Raw genomic sequence first — 15,989 nt, 5'->3', positions numbered from 1 at the left:
GTGTGTTCGGCGGTGCGATTCGCATAGGCTGTTGCCGGAGGTAGTACCGATGCCCAACGAACAAGAGAGCCTCTTCGCAGCGGTCGACGCGCTGCTCGAAGAAGCAGCCGCCCAGGACCCGCTCCCGCACCCGGACGAGCGCAAGCGCCTGCGCGAGGCCGCCGGCCTGAGCCAGGAGCAGATCGCCAACGCCCTCTCCGTCCGCCGCGAAACGGTCACCTCCTGGGAAACGGGCCGCACGGCCCCCCGCGCCCCCAAGCGTGCTGCCTATGCCCGCCTCCTGGAGGGCCTTGCCGACCTCCACCCCGCGCCCGTCCCACCGGAGCAGACCCCGGCGGCGGCCCCAGCCCCTCCGGCTCCGGCCGCCTCCCCGACCGTTAACGGCGTTAACGCCAAAACGCCGCCCCCCACCCCGGCCCCCACCCCGGCCCCGGCAGAGGCGGCACCCTCCGTACCCCTCACACCCCCGGTAGCCCCCGCGGCCGCCACCCCCCGGAAGCAGGCCCCCAAGCCGGCGGCCGCCCAAAGCCGGCCCGCCGCCGCCCCGCTGGAAGGGCACGGCCCGCTCGTCGTCCTCGACGGCAGCGAGAAGGCCCATGCCGCGCACGGCCTCCTCCTCCCCCTCCCCCCCAAGGCCTGCACCGACCTCCCCACCCTCATCGCGTGGGCCCTCGGCCCCGACGCGAATCTCCGCTCCCCCCGCCTCCACCGCAACGGCAAGGACGGCGACCCGCTCCTCGTCCTCACCGCCGCCGCCACCACGGCCCTCGGCCTGCCGCCCACCCTTGAGGACCGCCGCGCCCTCCGCCTCCCGGACAACCACCCCGCCCTCAAACTCCTGTCCAAGAACAAGTGGCAGCTCACCCGCCGCGGCTTCGGCCCCTGGCCCCGCATCTACCGCCCCGCCACCCCCACCACCGGCCGCCAGTGCGTCCAGCTCGCGATCCTCCCCTGGGGCGCCCTCGATCCCCGCGCCTGGGGCGAGGACACCGCCGGCCTTGCCGCCCCCGAACTCGCCGAGCTCCTCACCACGTACGCCACCCGGGTCCTCACCCCCCGCGGCTCCACCGCGGTGACCGGACTCGAACTCATGACGGCCCTGCGCCCGCCCACCCGGGCGGCCCGCAACCCCGACACCAACACCTGGGAGTCCGCCCCCGTGGCCGGCTCCCTCACCCGCCCCGTCGACCCGGCCCCCCCGGAGGCCCCCGACGAGCACCCCGTGGTCGCCGCGCTGTACCCCCGCGCCCACCAGCGCACCCCGGACCAGGTCCTCGACGAAGAGGCGTACGACTGGTTCCGCGACCCGCAGCTCCTCACCGACGCCGAGTGCACCCGCACCCACGCCGTCGGCATCGACGTGAACATGGCCTTCGCCGCAGCCGCGAACCGCCTCGCGGTCGGACTGGGCCCGGCCGTCCACACCTCACAGCCGCGCTTCGACCCCAAAACCCCCGGCTGCTGGCTGGTCGACCTCTCCTCCATCGCCCTCGACCCGCGCCTCCCCAGCCCCTTCACCCCGCACGGCCGGCCCCCGACCGGACCCGCCTGGTACGCGACGCCGACCCTCGCGTACGCCCAGGAGCTCGGCCACCCCGTCCACCCCGTCGAAGCCTGGCTCCGCCCGGAGAACGGCCCGTACCTCGACGCCTGGTACACCCGGCTCCGCGACGCCTACACGGCGACGATGGCGGACCTCGGCGTGACCTCTGCCCTCACCGAGTCCGAGTTCCTGGCGGCCATGGCGGCGCTCCGGGAGCACCCCCACCCCATCCGCAAGCCGGTCCTGTCCGCCATCAAGTCCACTGTCAAGGGCGGCATCGGCAAGCTCCGCGAACGCCCCCAGGGCGCCGGCTACCGCCCGGGCGAACCCTGGCCCGCCCTCGAACGCCCCACCTGGCGCCCCGACATCCGCGCCGCCGTCATCTCCACGGCCCGCGTCAACATGCACCGCAAGATGAACAAGCTCGCCACGGCTGCCGGGCAGTACCCCATCGCCGTCCTCTCCGACTGCGCGGTCTACCTCTCCGACGGCCCCAGCCCCCTCGACTTCCTCCCCCGCACCCCCGAGGGCAAGCCACTGCCCGGCGGCTTCCGTCTCGGCGTCAGCCCCGGCATGGTCAAGCACGAGGGCACCCAGCCCCTCCTCTGGGCCGTTCAGATGCTCGACGAGAACCACAACCCCGCGCGCCACATCAAGGGCCACGACGCGGCAGCCGACGGAGAGTAATCCCCCATGTCCCAGATCGACGACAGCCTGACCCGCGCCGACGAGCAGCACTTCACCCGCCCGGTCCCGAAATCGGCGGGCGCCCAGATGCGCTTCCTCGTCAGGCAGCTCAAGTCCACCCGCGAGGCGGCACGCCTGCTCGGCATCTCCCAGCGCACGGTCGAGCGCTACGTCAAGGACCAGATCAGGCAGCCCAAACCGGCGCTCGCCGCCCGCCTTGAGGCCGAGGTGCGCCGCCGCTGGCAGCCCCTGGTCCGCAGGCGCGCCCGCGACGAGGCCGCGCGCACCACCGGCCTGGTCATCGAGACCCGCGCCCGGTTCGGCTTCACCGCCGCCCCCGGCACCACCGATGACGGCCGCATGCGCCGCATCACGCAGCACCTCCCCCCGGAGTACGCGGGCCGGCTCTTCGCCGCCCAGGAGGCCGGCGCCACCGAGTCCCAGCTCCGCGCCATCGCCGCGGAAGGCCTCCAGGAGATCTACTTCAAGGACAACGGCGCCCGCGCCGGCGGCCTGCTGGTGGAGTTCACCGACATCGACTACGTCGACTTCGCGTTCTGATCCCGGTACCCGAAGAACCCGAAAAGGGGAAGAGAGGGACGGAAGGGACTGAAGGGACCGAAGCCAATAGATCAGGCAACGGTGGGTGTGGGTGCGGACAGCCCCCGCTGCGAGCGCTCCGTCTTCCGGCCGACCTGGCGGGGCTGGATCGTACGCGGGTCGACGGCTTCGCCCGGGGCCCCTTCCCTGTAGAGACCGTCGGGCTCGGCGTCCCGGTCATGGGGCAGGAGGTAGAACACGCGCCGCTTCTGGAGCCCGCTGTCGGGGTCCGCCTCCGCGGAGTCGCCGAGCTCGGTGAACCCGATCATGCGCCCGTCGCGGTGGTAGCGGGGCTTGCCCCGGCGGCGGGGGGTCTTGTCCAGGGCCTGCCGGACGTAGTCGAGCCGTTCAGGGTTCTCCAGCCACACCACTTTGTCCTCGTGGGCGAGATCGCTTGCTGACAGTAGCGAGCTCATGGCGTGGGTCCCTCCTCGTTCACGTCGGCCCCTGGGGGCCCCTGACTCCGCCACGCCGCGAGCGGCGCCGATGTCGCTATGCGGCCGGCACCTGTGGGGCGCGACCGGGTGGTGGATCTGTTCATCGTCCTTGTCCATCGTAGGCGTGCCGGTCCCGGGGCGGCAGCACGCGTCGGCTCATCACGCCGTGGTTGCCCTGTTCGCCTCGCGTTGCACCTGGTCGTCGTCGGCCAGGAGGGCGAGTCCGGGGTAGAACTTCTGCCCGTTCGAGCGGAGCATCTCACCGGGCGAGGCGACACCGACCTCGGCGCGGATGCGCGTGGCGAAGGCGCGGGTGGTCGCGGGCCGCAGTCCTTCCCCGCCACCGCACCAGGCACTGTAGGCGCGGTAGAGGGCGCCCTGCTCCACCTTGAGGTCGCTCGGATCGGGGAGGTCGCTGCCGGTGGTGCAGCACTCGGCCAGGAACCGCCCGATGTGGTCCTCGGTCGTGGCGTACGCCTGCGTGGCATTGCGCACGACCGTGGGGCCCGTCAGGGACGGCTTGGTGGCCAGGTAGGCCGCGGCTCCCTGGATCATCCAGTGGAGGATGCCCGGGCCCTCGGCGCGCACGAGCTCCTCGGCCAGGTTGTCGATCTTGCGGTGGTCGGGTACGACCCTGTCGAACGGGATGAGGCGGATGCGGCGCCAGAAGGCGTGGCCGCCGGTACCGACCTCCGGCCGGTGGTTGCCGAGCAGCCAGAGCTTGTGGGTGGGCTCGAAGCTGAAGAAGTCCTGCCGCATCCGGCGCGCCTTGAGGCGGTCGCCGCCGGTCAGCAGCTTGACGCGGGCCTCGTCGAACTTGTCGTGCGGCTTGAGCTCACTGCAGACGAAGAGCCGGCGCCCGTGCAGTTCGGTCAGCTCGGTGGAGTGCTCGTTGAACTTGCCGCGCTCCATGAGGAACCCCGGCGGTGCCACGTCCGCGTAGTCCCCGAGGATCTTGATGACCACGTCGAGCAGCGCGGACTTGCCGTTCGCGCCGACGCCGTACAGGAAGGGCAGGACCTGTCCCCCGACGTCGCCGGTGATGGAGTACCCGAGCAGGAGATGGAGGAAGTTGATCATCTCCTTGCCCTTGTCGTCCTCGCCGAACGTCTCGTCGAGGAACCGGTGGAACCTGGGCGTGGGCATGGCCTCGGGCGCCAGGTGCGTGGCGCGCGAGTGCAGGTCCCGTGTGGGGTCCGGCTTGTGCAGGTCGCCCGTGCGCAGGTCGACCACGCCGGCCGGGGTGCACAGGGCGTACTTGTCGCCGTCCAGCGTGTCGGGGTCGAGCGCGAGCTCGGGCGAGGCTTTGGCCTGGGTGAGCATGGCCTTCACGCCCGACGTGGACATGGCGCGCTTGCGGTGCTGGGCCAGCTCCCGGTCCGTGAACACGCCGCGCGGGTCGTGGGTGGGCAGCTCTTCGGCCATGTCGCCGGCCGCCCAGATCGCCGCCTTCTCCCCGCCGGTGCGCTTCCACCGGTACTCGTCCCACACGTACCAGCCCAGTCCCTCGACATGGCGGAACCGGTCGTGGTGAAGATGCGCGAACAACTTCGCGTTGCCGCGGTCGGTCAGGTTGTTCAGCAACCCGGCCTGGACGAAGTCGCCCGCGGTGACGGCGGCCGGGGCCGCGCCCTGCTGGGCGGGCAGCCTCCGTCCGGGCCCGGCACTCTCGGTGGCGAACGCGGCAAGCTGTTCCGCCGCTGCCTGGGCGTCGAACCCCGTGCTTCCGGCGCTGCTCATGTGCGTTCCTTGGGCTGGATCGGTCGGTCGCTTCCGGCGCGCAGCCCCGCGTCGACGATCAGGACGTTCCGGCGCGGCTGGTGGGGTCGTGCGTGGTCCGCGGCTTCGAGGAGCAGCTGACGGCACTCCGGTGCGGTGAGGTGCCCCGCGGCGGCCAGTCCCCCCGCGGTGAAGGCCGCCCGGTTGAGCTTCTCGCTGAAGGCCGTGCCCGAGGAGCTGGCTCCGCAGGCGCGCACCTCGTCCAGGAGGGAGGCGAGCACCCGTTGTCCGGCCTTCCGCGCCCGCGGGCCCTGCGGGCGCGGAAGGGCTCCTGCGGGCGCTGGAGGGGCCTCCACGCCGTGCCCCGTACGGACGAGCTCGGCCGCCAGCCACAGCGGCAGGGCGGCAGGCAGCCGCGCCCCGGGCAGTGCCTCGTAGACACCGGCGTCGGTACGCGTCGTGGGCGCCACGATGTAGCCGCCGACGGCCCGTACGTCGACCTGCCAGGCGAGCGCGACCTTCGGGCTCGACCCGCTGGAACACCGGAAGCGCGGACCGTCCTGGGGCGCCCGGTACCAGATGTGCATGCCCCCGGAAGGCGTGCGGACCCGCAACGTCGAGGTGTCCTGGCACGGGTCGGGCCGGGACCGGTGGGCGGCCAGGAGCGCCAAGGTGTCGAATCCGCTCTGCAGACCGGTCAGGTCGACGCGGTCGTCGATGGCGATGCCGGGCAGCAGGCGCTGCCGGTCCGGCAGGTCCGCGCCGTGGGCGTCCACGTCGATGACCACGAGACCGGCGGGCCCGCAGGCGACCCCGATCCCGGACTCGGGCTCGGTCCGCCACCACTGCTCCAGCGTCGGCAGGTCGGTGGTCGCGGCATGGAACCCGTGGCACCAACGACGCAGGGACCGGCAGGGACACTTCTGCGGCACGTGCCCGCCGTCCCGGCAGTCGGGACAGTTCGGGGCAGGGGTCTTGGTCCCCGGGGCCAGAGGGTGCACCGGGTATCCCCGCAGGGCCAGCCAGGTCGCCACGTCCAGCGCTGCCCCGCCGCGCAGGCCTCGCGGCGGGATCTCGGGTTGGACGGGCACTGTCTCTTCCTTGACACGGTGTCGGGGGCGGCTTCTCGTGTCCCGGCACAAGCCTCTGAAGTGCGCGTTCACCTACACCTCAGGGACCAGAGGGACTGAAGATTCACTATCGCGGAGATTACCGCAGGGACTGCAGCCGCTCGGGCCGAAACCACCGCAGTATCGAGAGTTCAGTCCCTTCAGTCCCTCAGTCCCTGAAGTTTTACCCTGGTTGGTCCGGAAAAGTGACCGGGCCACAGCAGGCTCTCTCCCGGGCGTGTCGCGCCCCGCCCCCGACGATCCTGCCCTCCCTCTAGCGAGGCTCAAGTGCCGCCCCCTACCCGGATCACCCCCGCACGCCCCTGTGTTTCAGTCCCTCCACCCCGACTCGGCCCACGTTCCCCTCAGGGTCTGAACGCCGAGAATTCCGCTTCAGTCCCTCTCCGTTCAGTCCCTCCGCAAAGTCGCAGGTCAGAGCCCTGCTCATCAGGCAACAGGGACTGAAGGGACTCAAAATGACTGTTTCCACTTCTCACGTGTGTGCGTGTATGCGCGGGCGTATAAAAAGACTGGAGTGCCATATGCGGCTCATAACTGCAAAGTTGAGTCCCTTCAGTCCCTGACCGCCGACGTGAACCCCGCTGACCTGCAGGTTTATGCAGTGACTGAAGGATCAGGGACCGAAGCGTGCCCAGGGACGTTCAGTACCTGGTCCAGGGGGACGGGGTACCGGGGGAGGGGGCCCCGAGCCCGACAGGGACCGAACGCAGACCACGAGGAGCCTCGCCGCCCGACGGACCCCGAGCGGGCGGCATCCGCATTCGGTCCCTGCCGGGCGTGCAGGGGGCGAAGAAGACGACCGCGTCGGCCTCCTTCTCCTCGCACACGGCTGCGGCGGTACGAGTTCTCCCCGGTCCGCTGCCGCGTGCTGCCGTGTCTGCGCGCTCCCGGGGTCCCGGACGGCACACTGGTGCCGACGGCGGAGAGGTCCGGCGCCCCCGGACGAGCGAGAGACGGGACCGGCCGGCGAAATGACCAGTTCCGTGCCTGGCGGCGAGCGCACCGTCTCCTTGGTCACCGGCGCCAACAGGGGTATCGGACGGGAAGTGTGCCGACAGCTCGGCGCGCGCGGCCATACCGTCCTGCTGACCGCGCGTTCCCTGTCCGCTGCCGAACGGGCTGCGGCGGAACTCCGGGCCGAGGGCGCCGACGTCCACGCGCTGGCCCTCGATGTGCGCGACCGGCCGAGCATCGAGCGGGCCGCGCACGAGAGCGCCGAACGCTTCGGGCGGCTCGACGTCCTGGTCAACAACGCGGCCATCACGTACGACACCTGGCAGCGGGCCGCGACGGCCGACCTCGACGTGGTCGCCGAGGCCGCCGACACCAACCTGTACGGTCCCTGGCGCACCACGCAGGCGTTCCTCCCGCTGCTGCGGGCCGGCCGGCACGGGCGGATCGTCAATGTCAGCAGCGAAGCGGGTTCCTTGACGAACATGGGCGGCGGAACCCCTGCCTACAGCGCCTCCAAGGCGGCCCTGAACGCCCTCACCCGCATGCTCTCGGCCGAGCTGCGCGGCGACGGGATCCTGGTCAACTCCGTCTGCCCCGGCTGGGTCGCGACCGACATGGGCGGGGCGGGCGGCCGTCCCGTACGGGAGGGGGCCGCGGGAATCGTGTGGGCCGCCACCCTCCCGGACTCCGGGCCCACCGGCGGGTTCTTCCGCGACGGGCGTCCGCTGCCCTGGTAGGTCAGGAGACGAGGAGCTGACGGCCGCGCAGCCCGCCCGCCTCCAGCCGGCGGTGGGGTTGGCCGCGGCGGGCCGCGCTGTGGCGGCCGGTCAGCTCCGCATCCTGGCCGGGGCCTGCGGCGAAAGGTGACGGGCCAGCACCTCCAGGGCGTCGCCGACCTCCTTGAGGTGCTCGGGAGCCGCATCGCCCAGGGCGGAGGCGAGGGCGTCCTCGATGCTGCCGGCCCGTACCTGGGCCACCCGGCCGGACACCTCGGGGGCCTGGCGGACCAGCAGGCGGCGGCGGTCGGCGGGGTCGGGGGCGGTGATGACGGCGCCGGCCTCCTTGAGCCGGGCGACGGCGGTGGAGACCTGGCTCTGCGGCAGGCCGGTGCGGGTGGCGATCTCACCCACGGCACTGTCGGGGTGGGTGGCCACGTCGCTGGCCACGATCAGGACGGACCGGACGCTTCCGCCGTGGCGTCCGCCGCCCTCGGGTTCGGGCATGGCCCCTTCGCCGATCTTCATGAGGGTGCGCCCCAGCAGGAACAGCTCTACTGCATTCATGCCCCCACACTACATCTCCCTCGATACATCTCGATAGATGTATCGAAAAAGATTGGTTACTGTCGTGGTGTCAGACGGCCTGACCGACGGCAACGCAGAAGGAGCGGACCGTGCAGAAGTGGCGTGCGAACCCCGGGGCGGTCCTGGTGACGCTCTCGCTCGGGTTCTTCATGACCCTGCTCGACCTGACGATCGTGAACATCGCGATCCCCGACATGATGAGCGGCCTCGGAGCCTCGCTCGACCAGACCCTGTGGGTGGTCAGCGGATACGCCCTGGCCCTCTCGGCGCTGATCATCACCGCGAGCCGGCTCGGCGATCTGCACGGCCCGCGCACCCTCTTCGCCGCAGGGCTCGCGGTGTTCACCCTCGCCAGCATCGGCTGCGGGCTCGCCCCCGGCGCAACCGCGCTGATCGTCGCCCGCGTCGTCCAGGGCATGGGCGCGGCCCTGCTCACCCCGCAGACGATGACCCTCATCGTCTCCGTCTTCCCCGCCGCCCGGCGCGGCACCGCCATGGGCATCTGGGGCATGGTCGCCGGTCTCGCCACCCTCTCGGGACCCACTCTCGGCGGCATCCTGGTCTCCACCATCGGCTGGCGCTGGATCTTCCTGGTGAACGTCCCGATCGGCATTGCCGCGCTCGCGCTGACGTTCCTGGTGGTTCCCGACATCCGGCCCGCGCGCACCCACCGCTTCGACCTGACCGGCGTACTGCTCTCCTGCGCGGCCCTGTTCTGCCTGGCGTTCGGCCTCCAGGAAGGGCAGCACTACCACTGGGGCGCCGGGATCCGGGCCCTGCTGGCCGCCGGCGCCACGCTGGCCGGTGCCTTCCTGCTGCACCAGCGCAGCCGGCAGGACCGCGAACCCCTCATCCCGTTCGCCCTCTTCCGGGACCGCAACTTCACCGCGATGACGGCACTGGTCGGCCTGATCTCCGTGGCCATGCTCGGGCTGGTCCTGCCGTTCAACCTCTACCTGCAGTCCGTGCTCGGCCTCAGCGCCATCAAGGCGGGCCTGGTCCTCGCGCCGTCCTCCCTGGTGTCGATGACCGTCGGACCGTTCGCCGGCCGGCTCGCCGACCGCATCGGCGGCAAGTACGTGCTGCTCGCCGGACTCGCCTGCTACAGCGCGGGCATCGTCGCCATCGCCCTGATCGCCGCACCCGCCACCGCCTGGTACGCCTTCATCCCGGCCACCCTGGCCACCGGCCTCGGCGTCGGCTGCATCATCGCCCCGATGTCCACCGAGGCCATGCGCAACATCCCGCCCCACCTGGCCGGTGCCGCCTCCGGGGTCAACAACACGGTCCGGCAGATCGGTTCGGTGGTGGGCGCCGCGGCGGTCGGTGCGCTGCTGCAGGGCCGCCTCGCCGCCGAGCTGGCGACCGGCAAGGCGTACGCCGCCGCCTTCACCGCGGCCCTGCACACCACCGCGGTCCTGCCGGTGGCCGTCCTCCTCGCCGGAGCGGCCGTCTGCCTCCTGGTCCGCAACCACACCAAGGAGCGCCCGGCGGCTCCCGCCGCCGCTCCCGTCCCCGCCGGCGCGGAGCCGGTGCCGGCGGCCGGCCGCTGAGGGACCCGGGCCGCGGACCGGTCCCACGGCAATGCCGGTGCCGGCGCCCCGTCACCAGGGCGCCGGCACCGGCACGTCGGACGTCAACGGCCGATGGCGCAGGCGGCCACCAGCCCGCCTCCCGGGACGAGGCCTGCACCGCCCAGCCGTCAGGACACGCGGGCCCGACCCGTCGGTTCAGAGGTTCCTCTCACCCCTGCCGGGGCGGTGGGACGCGGACGGAAGCCATGCCTGCCGCCGTGGCGGCCTGGATCCCCATGTCGGTGTCCTCGAAGACGAGGCATGCCTCCGGTGGGACACCGAGGTGCTCGGCCGCCCGGAGATACCCCTCGGGGTCGGGCTTGGGCTTCGCATAGTCGCCGGCGCACACCATGACGTCGAATTTGTCGAGAAGACCGAGCGTGGTCAGCGACACGGTGACGGAGTCGCGGGTGCTGCCGGAGACGACGGCCATCGGTATGCGCTGGTACCCGTCCTCGATGTGCGGCACAACTCCCGGGACGGCGGTGAGCTGCGGCAGGAGCCGGCGATAGAGCTCCTCCCTGCGGCGCGCGACGGCTTCCACCGGCATGGCCAGCCCGTGGCTCTCGTTGAGCGAGGCGATGATGTCCGCAACCGGCCGGCCGCCCCAGTCGTAGAAGAGGTCTTCGGGGAACACGCAATCCCACTCACCGAGGGCCTGCGTCCAGGCGAGGTAGTGCAGGGGCATGGAGTCGGCGATCGTGCCGTCGCAGTCGAACAGGTAGGCACGAAAATCGCCGGGCGGCAGGGAGATGATCACCAAGCCAGCCTATAGCGCCCCGACCCCGTGAATCCGAAGGCTGTCCACGCTCGCCTTCTGCCCGTTGCTGCGGTGCCGGCCGCGGGTGATCTCGGCGGCAGCCGACTACCTCCTCCCAGCCGGCCCTGAGACCCTGCATACCCGCCTGTCGCCGGACAAGACCGAAGCCGACGCCGAACTGTGGCTCCCAGTGGAGCCCGAGCACGGCTGAACAAGTCAGCAAGCCCCAGCAGCCGCAGCAGGCAGCGCGTGCACTGAACCGGCCCGTCAGGCGTTCGCGCCCACACCAAGATCCGCTCGCCCTCGTCCGTCACCCCCGCGATCACCAACGGGGACGACCCCGGGAACACCAGCTCGACAAGCTCCCTGGCATCCATCACGTTCATGCCGGCGACGCCTGTCATACGACGTCACCACCGAGAGCGCGACAGAGCCGTTCATGTGACAGACCCCACGAGGGCCATGTGCTCCCGGTACCAGTCGGCCGCCTCGTCCAGGCGGGCCAGCGGCCCCGGCCCGGGCGGGCAGCCGGCGGCCTCCCAGATCCCTGCGCTGTCGTACCAGTGGTCCTGCGCGAGCAGCCAGAACTGACGCGGGCTCAACCGGGAACCGGAAGCTGCCAGCTGCTCCAGGCACTCCGCTTCGGAGAGGTCCCGCTCCACCGGAGGCACTATCTCCCGCCCGGCGAGCGCCCGTACCAGAGCGCCCCTGCGCACCGGCTCCGGATGACTGGCGTGCCGGACGGTCCCGCCGCCCGGGCCGTGCCCGAGCGCGAGGCGGGCGATGAGGCGGGCCAGATCGCCGCCCGCCACCAGGAACAGCAGAGCCCGCCCGCCTCCCCACAGCGCCCCGGTGGCTTCGAGGAGTTGTCCCAGTCCCGGTACGACCCAGCGGTCTCCGGGCCCGATCACCAGACCGGGACGGAGCACCACCGCCCCCGCGGCCAGGGCCGGCCCCTCGCCTGCCAGACGCGTCCGGCTGGTGGCTGAAACGGGCGCCGGAGCGACACCGTCCACAGGGATGCCACGGTGTGGTCCGTAGCCGTAAACGGCCGAGGTGGACAGGTGCACGATCCGTCCGACACCGGCCCGGCGGGCCTCATGCATCAGCGCCGCGGTTCCCTCGGTGTTGACGGCGGCGCACTGCCGCTCGTCGGAGCCGATCAGCGAAGCCAGGTGGACCAGGACGTCCTGGTGCGGCCCCGCAATCGGGGGTGCCGCGACGGGCCGTCGCCGGTCGAGCGCAACGCGGGAAGCACGCTCTGGCACGACGAGCCAACGAGCAGAGAGACGATCCAGAGTACTTGGAGGGTGCTGGCGGGGGCGCTGTTAGCCTGTTCGGCATGATCGCGAAGGATGCCGAGCCGCGGATATCCGGCCTGCCCGCGCCAAGTGGTCCGCAGCGCGCTCTCATCATCGCGAGCTTCGTCAGCCGGGTGGGCAACGGGCTGTTCAACACCGCTGCGGTGCTCTACTTCACGCTGGTGGTGCACCTGCCCGCCGCACAGGTCGGTGTCGGCCTCACGATCGCCGGGCTGACCGGGCTGCTGGCAGGGATCCCGGCCGGGAACCTGGCCGACCGGTACGGGCCGCGCACGGTCTGGCTGACGGCCCTCGCGATGCAGGCCGCGACGATGGCCGCATTCGTCTTCATCCACGACTGGGTCACGTTCACGCTCATCGCCACCCTGGACCGGCTGGCAGCAACGGCGAGCGGCGCCGCAGGCGGTGCGCTCATCGCCCGTGCCGGCGGCGAACGCCCGGCCGCATTCAGGGCGAAGCTCCGCACGTTCGTCAACCTCGGCGTGGTCCTGGGCACCCTCGGCGCCGCCTTCGCCGTCTCGGTCAACACCCGCCCGGCATACACCGCGCTCATCCTCGGCAACGCCGCCAGCTTCGCCTGCGCCGGCCTGATCGCCCTGGGCGGCGTCCCGAACTACCAGCCCCTGCCCCGGCCCGAGGAGCACCACCGCTGGGCCGTCCTGTCCGATCGGCCGTTCGTGTCGTTCGTCGCGCTCTACGGCGCCATGGGCCTGCAGTACCAGACCGTCTCCCTGCTCCTGCCGATCTGGCTCTCCGCCCACACCGACGCGCCCCGCTGGACGGTGGCGGCGGTCTACGCGGTCAACAGCGGGGTGTGCGTGCTGCTCCAGAGCAGGATCGGCTCCCGGGTGGAAACACCGCGCCAGGGCGGCCGGGCATTCCGCCTCGCGGGGCTGCTCTTCTTGGTCAGCTGCCCCTTGATGGCCCTGACCGCGGACGTTCCATCCTGGACCGCGCCAGGGCTCGCCATCCTCGCCGTCTGCGTGCACAGTCTCGGAGAGGTGTGGGAGTCCTCGGGCGGCTTCGCGCTCGGCTTCGGTCTCGCCCCCGACCACGCCCAAGGGCAATACCAGGGCCTCTTCGGCATCGGCTTCGACGCCGGACAGGCCTTGGCCCCGGTGGTCCTCACGACAGCAGTCCTCGGACTCGGACACGCCGGCTGGCTGCTGCTCGGCGCGTTCTTCGCGGCTCTGGGCGCGGCAGGCCCGCCGGTGGCCGCATGGGCGGAGCGCACCCGCCTCACGCGCCAGGACGCGGCCCGCGCCACACATGGTCGGCCGGACGAGGCCCCGCTGCTCGACACCGCCTAGTTTCCGCGGGGTCCCAGTGGCTGAAGCCCTGCCCACCCCGAACGCCAGGCCATACTCAGGGCTCACCGATGAGTCGACCGCCAGAACCCTCAGAACGGTCCAGCGGAAGCCGGCCGGCACTGTGAGCCCCTCCTACGGAAGAGCCCGGGAGCGGACCGCAAGAAGCTCGCCCCCAAGCTGCCCGCTCACCTCCGGCAGGCCCTCGAGGTCAGAGCGGCGCAGCCCCGACAATTCCCGGGCGGCAGGGAGGTGATCACCGAGTCAGCGGATGGCGCCCTGCCCCCATGGGTTCGCCCTTCGTATACGAGCTGACCGCCATCTTGGGTGCCTTCGCGGCGACCGCACCGCTTGTGCTTACTGCGCCTTCTGCTCACGCCGCCGAAGTCGGCGGCCTGCGACCGGCCGCCCGTGCGACGACTGGAGATGGTCGCTCTCTGGTGATGAACGGTTTCGGCGTGTAGCTTCACTTCCAGCTGTCGTGGTTCGCAGTACCTGCCCGCGCCCTGGCGTGGGCGTTTTGCTGTGCAGTGCCGGACCAGGGCGATCACCTCAGGGTCCGCGTGGTGCGGCCCCGACATCGACTGAGAGGCATGACCATGGCCAGCGGAACCGTGAAGTGGTTCAACTCCGAAAAGGGCTTTGGCTTCATCGCGCAGGACGGCGGAGGTCCGGACGTCTTCGCGCACTACTCCAACATCAACTCTTCGGGCTACCGCGAGCTGCAGGAGGGCCAAGCCGTCACCTTCGACATCACGCAGGGTCAGAAGGGCCCGCAGGCGGAGAACATCACCGCTGCCTGACCCGCAGCACGGATCCGCTGCCCCGGAGCATGCGCTCCGGGGCAGCGCTGTACCTTCCGCAACCGGCGTGCCGCGCGGACCGTGCCCTTCTACTGGGCGATGCCCCACGTCATGGCCCGCCGGCTCACCGGCGTGAACACTCCCACCTGGCGTGATGCGCAGGCGGTGACCGTGTGAACATCCAGCCCCTGCTCGACGCGTTCGGCATCCAGGAGGACGCCGTCCGGGCCCTGACCGACGGCCTCCGCGCACAGATCACCGAACTGCAGGCTCGGCTGCAGGAAGCCGAGATGCACCTCAAGGTGCGGCGAATTCCCCACGTCCGGTATCCGGCCGGAAGGTGATCACCACCATCTGCACGGGCGGCCCGGGCGGTGCGGTGTCGGGCGCGGGCAGGGAGTGCGCTACCGAGGAGCCCACGTCCCGAACGCCCCGCCCCGGCGGGTGTCAGTGGCCGGAGGTGCTCCAGCGGGTCTCGCCGTCGACCAGCGTGTCAGACGGCGTCAGGCCGAGGGCGCGGGCGACGCCCGCGGACGCGGCGTGTTCCGGGTGGATGTAGGCCGCCAGGACCGACACTTGACGGGTGCGCAGCCATGCGGCCATGGCCTGGGCCCCCTCGCGGGCGTAGCCCCTGCCCTGGTGTTCGACGCCTATCACCCAGGCGAGGGACGCTTCAAGTTCCCCGTTCTCGGCCCGGTACAAGGTTGCTTGAACCGTTCCGGCCAGCCGGCCGTCCTCCGTCCGGCGCAGCATCCAGTTCAGCCAGCCCTGGCTTCCGTCCGGGGACCTGCCCGCGGACTGGCGGGTGTAGCGGGCCTGGAGCTCCGCGAGTGAGCTCGGCTCCCCGCCGGTCCAGGTGTGCAGCCGGACGTCGTCGAAGACCGGGAAGGCTTCCCGCGCGTGTTCGGCGCGCAGGGGTTCGAGTGCGAGTCGAGGGGTCATCAAGAGATCCACAAGCGGCCACTGAGGAGATGTAGTCACCCGCGAACGATAGTTCGCACCACCACCGCACTGAACCCGGTCGGTCCACCGACCGCTTGAGGAGGCTCTGAGCGGACGTTAAGTCCGACTCCTCTTCGTTCGTGATCACTCGATCGTGCTACTGATCGCGGTCCAGGCTGCTCGATGGGCATGTCCATGCCGAGATACGGGGCGTGATGAGAGAGCCGTATCTCAGCGACTTGTCGGACGGGCAGTGGGCGTTGATCGAGCCGGTGATCACGGCCTGGAAACAGGGCCGGGTGGCGCGGTCGGCGACCGGGGATCCCGGGGCCTGTGACCTGAGGGAGGTAGTGAACGCGATCTTCTGTCAGAACCGGACGGGCTGTCAGTGGCGCATGCTGCCGCATGACCTGCCGGCCTGGTCGGCGGTGTTCTACTACTTCAGGCTGTGGCGCGAGGACGGGCTCGACCAGCGGATCCAGGAACTCCTTCGCTGCCAGGTCAGGGAGAAGGCCCGCCGATTAGAGGACCCGTCCCTCGTGATCATCGACACCCAGTCCGTCCGCGCCGCGGCGGGTGTTCCCAGGACCACGACGGGGCTGGACGCGAACAAGAACGTCTCGGGGCGCAAGCGCGGACTGGCCGTCGACGTGCTGGGGCTGATCATCGGCGTCTTCGTCATGGCAGCCTCGGCGCACGACAACGCCGCCGGCACCGCCCTGCTCGACCAGGCCGCCGAGCGGTGCGGAATGCGCCTGGAGAAGGCCCTGGTCGACCAAGGCTTCAAGGAAGCGGTCATCATCCACGGCGCCCTGCTGGACATCGACGTCGAGGTCGTCCGCCGCAACCCCGCTGACCAGGGCAAAGGATTCGTCCCGCAGCCCAGGCGGTGGGTGGTCGAGCAGAC

At 71.3% G+C, this 15,989-nt stretch carries 15 protein-coding genes and 1 pseudogene; 9 read left to right on the top strand and 7 right to left on the bottom strand.

The genetic code is table 11. From position 1 onward, the window contains the following. Positions 1 to 49: 49 nt before the first annotated feature. Positions 50 to 2,230 (top strand): telomere-associated protein Tap, encoded by a 2,181-nt coding sequence (gene tap, locus ABTY04_RS25310; RefSeq protein ID WP_352215679.1) that lies wholly within the window; start codon positions 50 to 52, stop codon positions 2,228 to 2,230. Positions 2,231 to 2,236: 6 nt separating this feature from the next. After that, the gene (gene tpg / locus ABTY04_RS25305) at positions 2,237 to 2,791 is read left to right on the top strand and encodes a telomere-protecting terminal protein Tpg (protein ID WP_352215678.1); all 555 of its coding nucleotides are present in this window, start codon (positions 2,237 to 2,239) and stop codon (positions 2,789 to 2,791) included. Positions 2,792 to 2,862: 71 nt separating this feature from the next. Here tpg and ABTY04_RS25300 read toward each other — a convergent pair whose 3' ends face one another. The 3 genes from ABTY04_RS25300 to ABTY04_RS25290 form a co-directional block, all read right to left on the bottom strand. Next, on the bottom strand, positions 2,863 to 3,246 hold the full coding sequence (locus ABTY04_RS25300) for a DUF6009 family protein (RefSeq protein WP_352215677.1): 384 nt from the start codon (positions 3,244 to 3,246) through the stop codon (positions 2,863 to 2,865). A 180-nt stretch (positions 3,247 to 3,426) separates the two neighbouring features. Beyond that, complete coding sequence (locus tag ABTY04_RS25295; protein WP_352215676.1) at positions 3,427 to 5,007, bottom strand: DNA primase family protein; 1,581 nt, start codon at positions 5,005 to 5,007, stop codon at positions 3,427 to 3,429. Continuing rightward, entirely contained in the window at positions 5,004 to 6,077 is a 1,074-nt protein-coding gene (locus ABTY04_RS25290) for a bifunctional DNA primase/polymerase (protein ID WP_352215675.1), read from the bottom strand. Before ABTY04_RS25290 ends, ABTY04_RS25295 begins: the two co-directional genes overlap by 4 nt. A gap of 1,010 nt (positions 6,078 to 7,087) precedes the next feature. On the opposite strand from ABTY04_RS25290, the gene ABTY04_RS25285 reads away from it, so the two are divergent. Next, on the top strand, positions 7,088 to 7,807 hold the full coding sequence (locus tag ABTY04_RS25285; RefSeq protein WP_352215674.1) for an SDR family oxidoreductase: 720 nt from the start codon (positions 7,088 to 7,090) through the stop codon (positions 7,805 to 7,807). A 90-nt stretch (positions 7,808 to 7,897) separates the two neighbouring features. Here ABTY04_RS25285 and ABTY04_RS25280 read toward each other — a convergent pair whose 3' ends face one another. Next, on the bottom strand, positions 7,898 to 8,353 hold the full coding sequence (locus tag ABTY04_RS25280) for a MarR family transcriptional regulator (RefSeq protein WP_352215673.1): 456 nt from the start codon (positions 8,351 to 8,353) through the stop codon (positions 7,898 to 7,900). A 110-nt stretch (positions 8,354 to 8,463) separates the two neighbouring features. Between ABTY04_RS25280 and ABTY04_RS25275 the strand changes: the two genes are divergently transcribed. Further along, a complete protein-coding gene (locus tag ABTY04_RS25275) occupies positions 8,464 to 9,927 on the top strand; it encodes a DHA2 family efflux MFS transporter permease subunit (RefSeq protein ID WP_352215672.1) in 1,464 nt (487 codons plus the stop codon). Between the two features lie 190 nt (positions 9,928 to 10,117). Here the strand turns inward: ABTY04_RS25275 and ABTY04_RS25270 are convergent, their stop codons facing one another. Further along, positions 10,118 to 10,708, bottom strand: coding sequence for an HAD family hydrolase (locus tag ABTY04_RS25270; protein ID WP_352215671.1), 591 nt, complete (start codon positions 10,706 to 10,708; stop codon positions 10,118 to 10,120). A 121-nt stretch (positions 10,709 to 10,829) separates the two neighbouring features. On the opposite strand from ABTY04_RS25270, the pseudogene ABTY04_RS25265 reads away from it, so the two are divergent. Then, positions 10,830 to 10,919: pseudogene (locus ABTY04_RS25265) on the top strand (AraC family transcriptional regulator); the annotation flags it as partial. A 226-nt stretch (positions 10,920 to 11,145) separates the two neighbouring features. On the opposite strand, the gene ABTY04_RS25260 reads toward ABTY04_RS25265, so the two are convergent. Continuing rightward, positions 11,146 to 11,976, bottom strand: a complete 831-nt coding sequence (locus ABTY04_RS25260; protein ID WP_352215670.1) for an NAD-dependent epimerase/dehydratase family protein — start codon at positions 11,974 to 11,976, stop codon at positions 11,146 to 11,148. A 74-nt stretch (positions 11,977 to 12,050) separates the two neighbouring features. On the opposite strand from ABTY04_RS25260, the gene ABTY04_RS25255 reads away from it, so the two are divergent. The 3 genes from ABTY04_RS25255 (at position 12,051) to ABTY04_RS25245 (ending at position 14,484) form a co-directional block, all read left to right on the top strand. Beyond that, entirely contained in the window at positions 12,051 to 13,340 is a 1,290-nt protein-coding gene (locus ABTY04_RS25255; protein WP_352215669.1) for an MFS transporter, read from the top strand. Positions 13,341 to 13,936: 596 nt separating this feature from the next. Next, positions 13,937 to 14,140 (top strand): cold-shock protein, encoded by a 204-nt coding sequence (locus tag ABTY04_RS25250; RefSeq protein WP_030299749.1) that lies wholly within the window; start codon positions 13,937 to 13,939, stop codon positions 14,138 to 14,140. Between the two features lie 173 nt (positions 14,141 to 14,313). Continuing rightward, on the top strand, positions 14,314 to 14,484 hold the full coding sequence (locus ABTY04_RS25245) for a hypothetical protein (protein ID WP_352215668.1): 171 nt from the start codon (positions 14,314 to 14,316) through the stop codon (positions 14,482 to 14,484). Between the two features lie 103 nt (positions 14,485 to 14,587). Here ABTY04_RS25245 and ABTY04_RS25240 read toward each other — a convergent pair whose 3' ends face one another. Next, positions 14,588 to 15,082 (bottom strand): GNAT family N-acetyltransferase, encoded by a 495-nt coding sequence (locus tag ABTY04_RS25240; RefSeq protein WP_352215667.1) that lies wholly within the window; start codon positions 15,080 to 15,082, stop codon positions 14,588 to 14,590. A 212-nt stretch (positions 15,083 to 15,294) separates the two neighbouring features. Here ABTY04_RS25240 and ABTY04_RS25235 point away from each other — a divergent pair. Beyond that, positions 15,295 to 15,989 (top strand): IS5 family transposase (locus ABTY04_RS25235; protein WP_352215666.1); only part of this gene is annotated, 695 nt, incomplete at its 3' end.

The sequence above is a fragment of the Streptomyces sp. NPDC097981 genome (assembly GCF_040302565.1).
In the GTDB taxonomy this organism is placed as follows: domain Bacteria; phylum Actinomycetota; class Actinomycetes; order Streptomycetales; family Streptomycetaceae; genus Streptomyces.
Note: the sequence above shows the minus strand (reverse complement) of the source record. Positions and strands in the feature narration are given on the sequence as shown.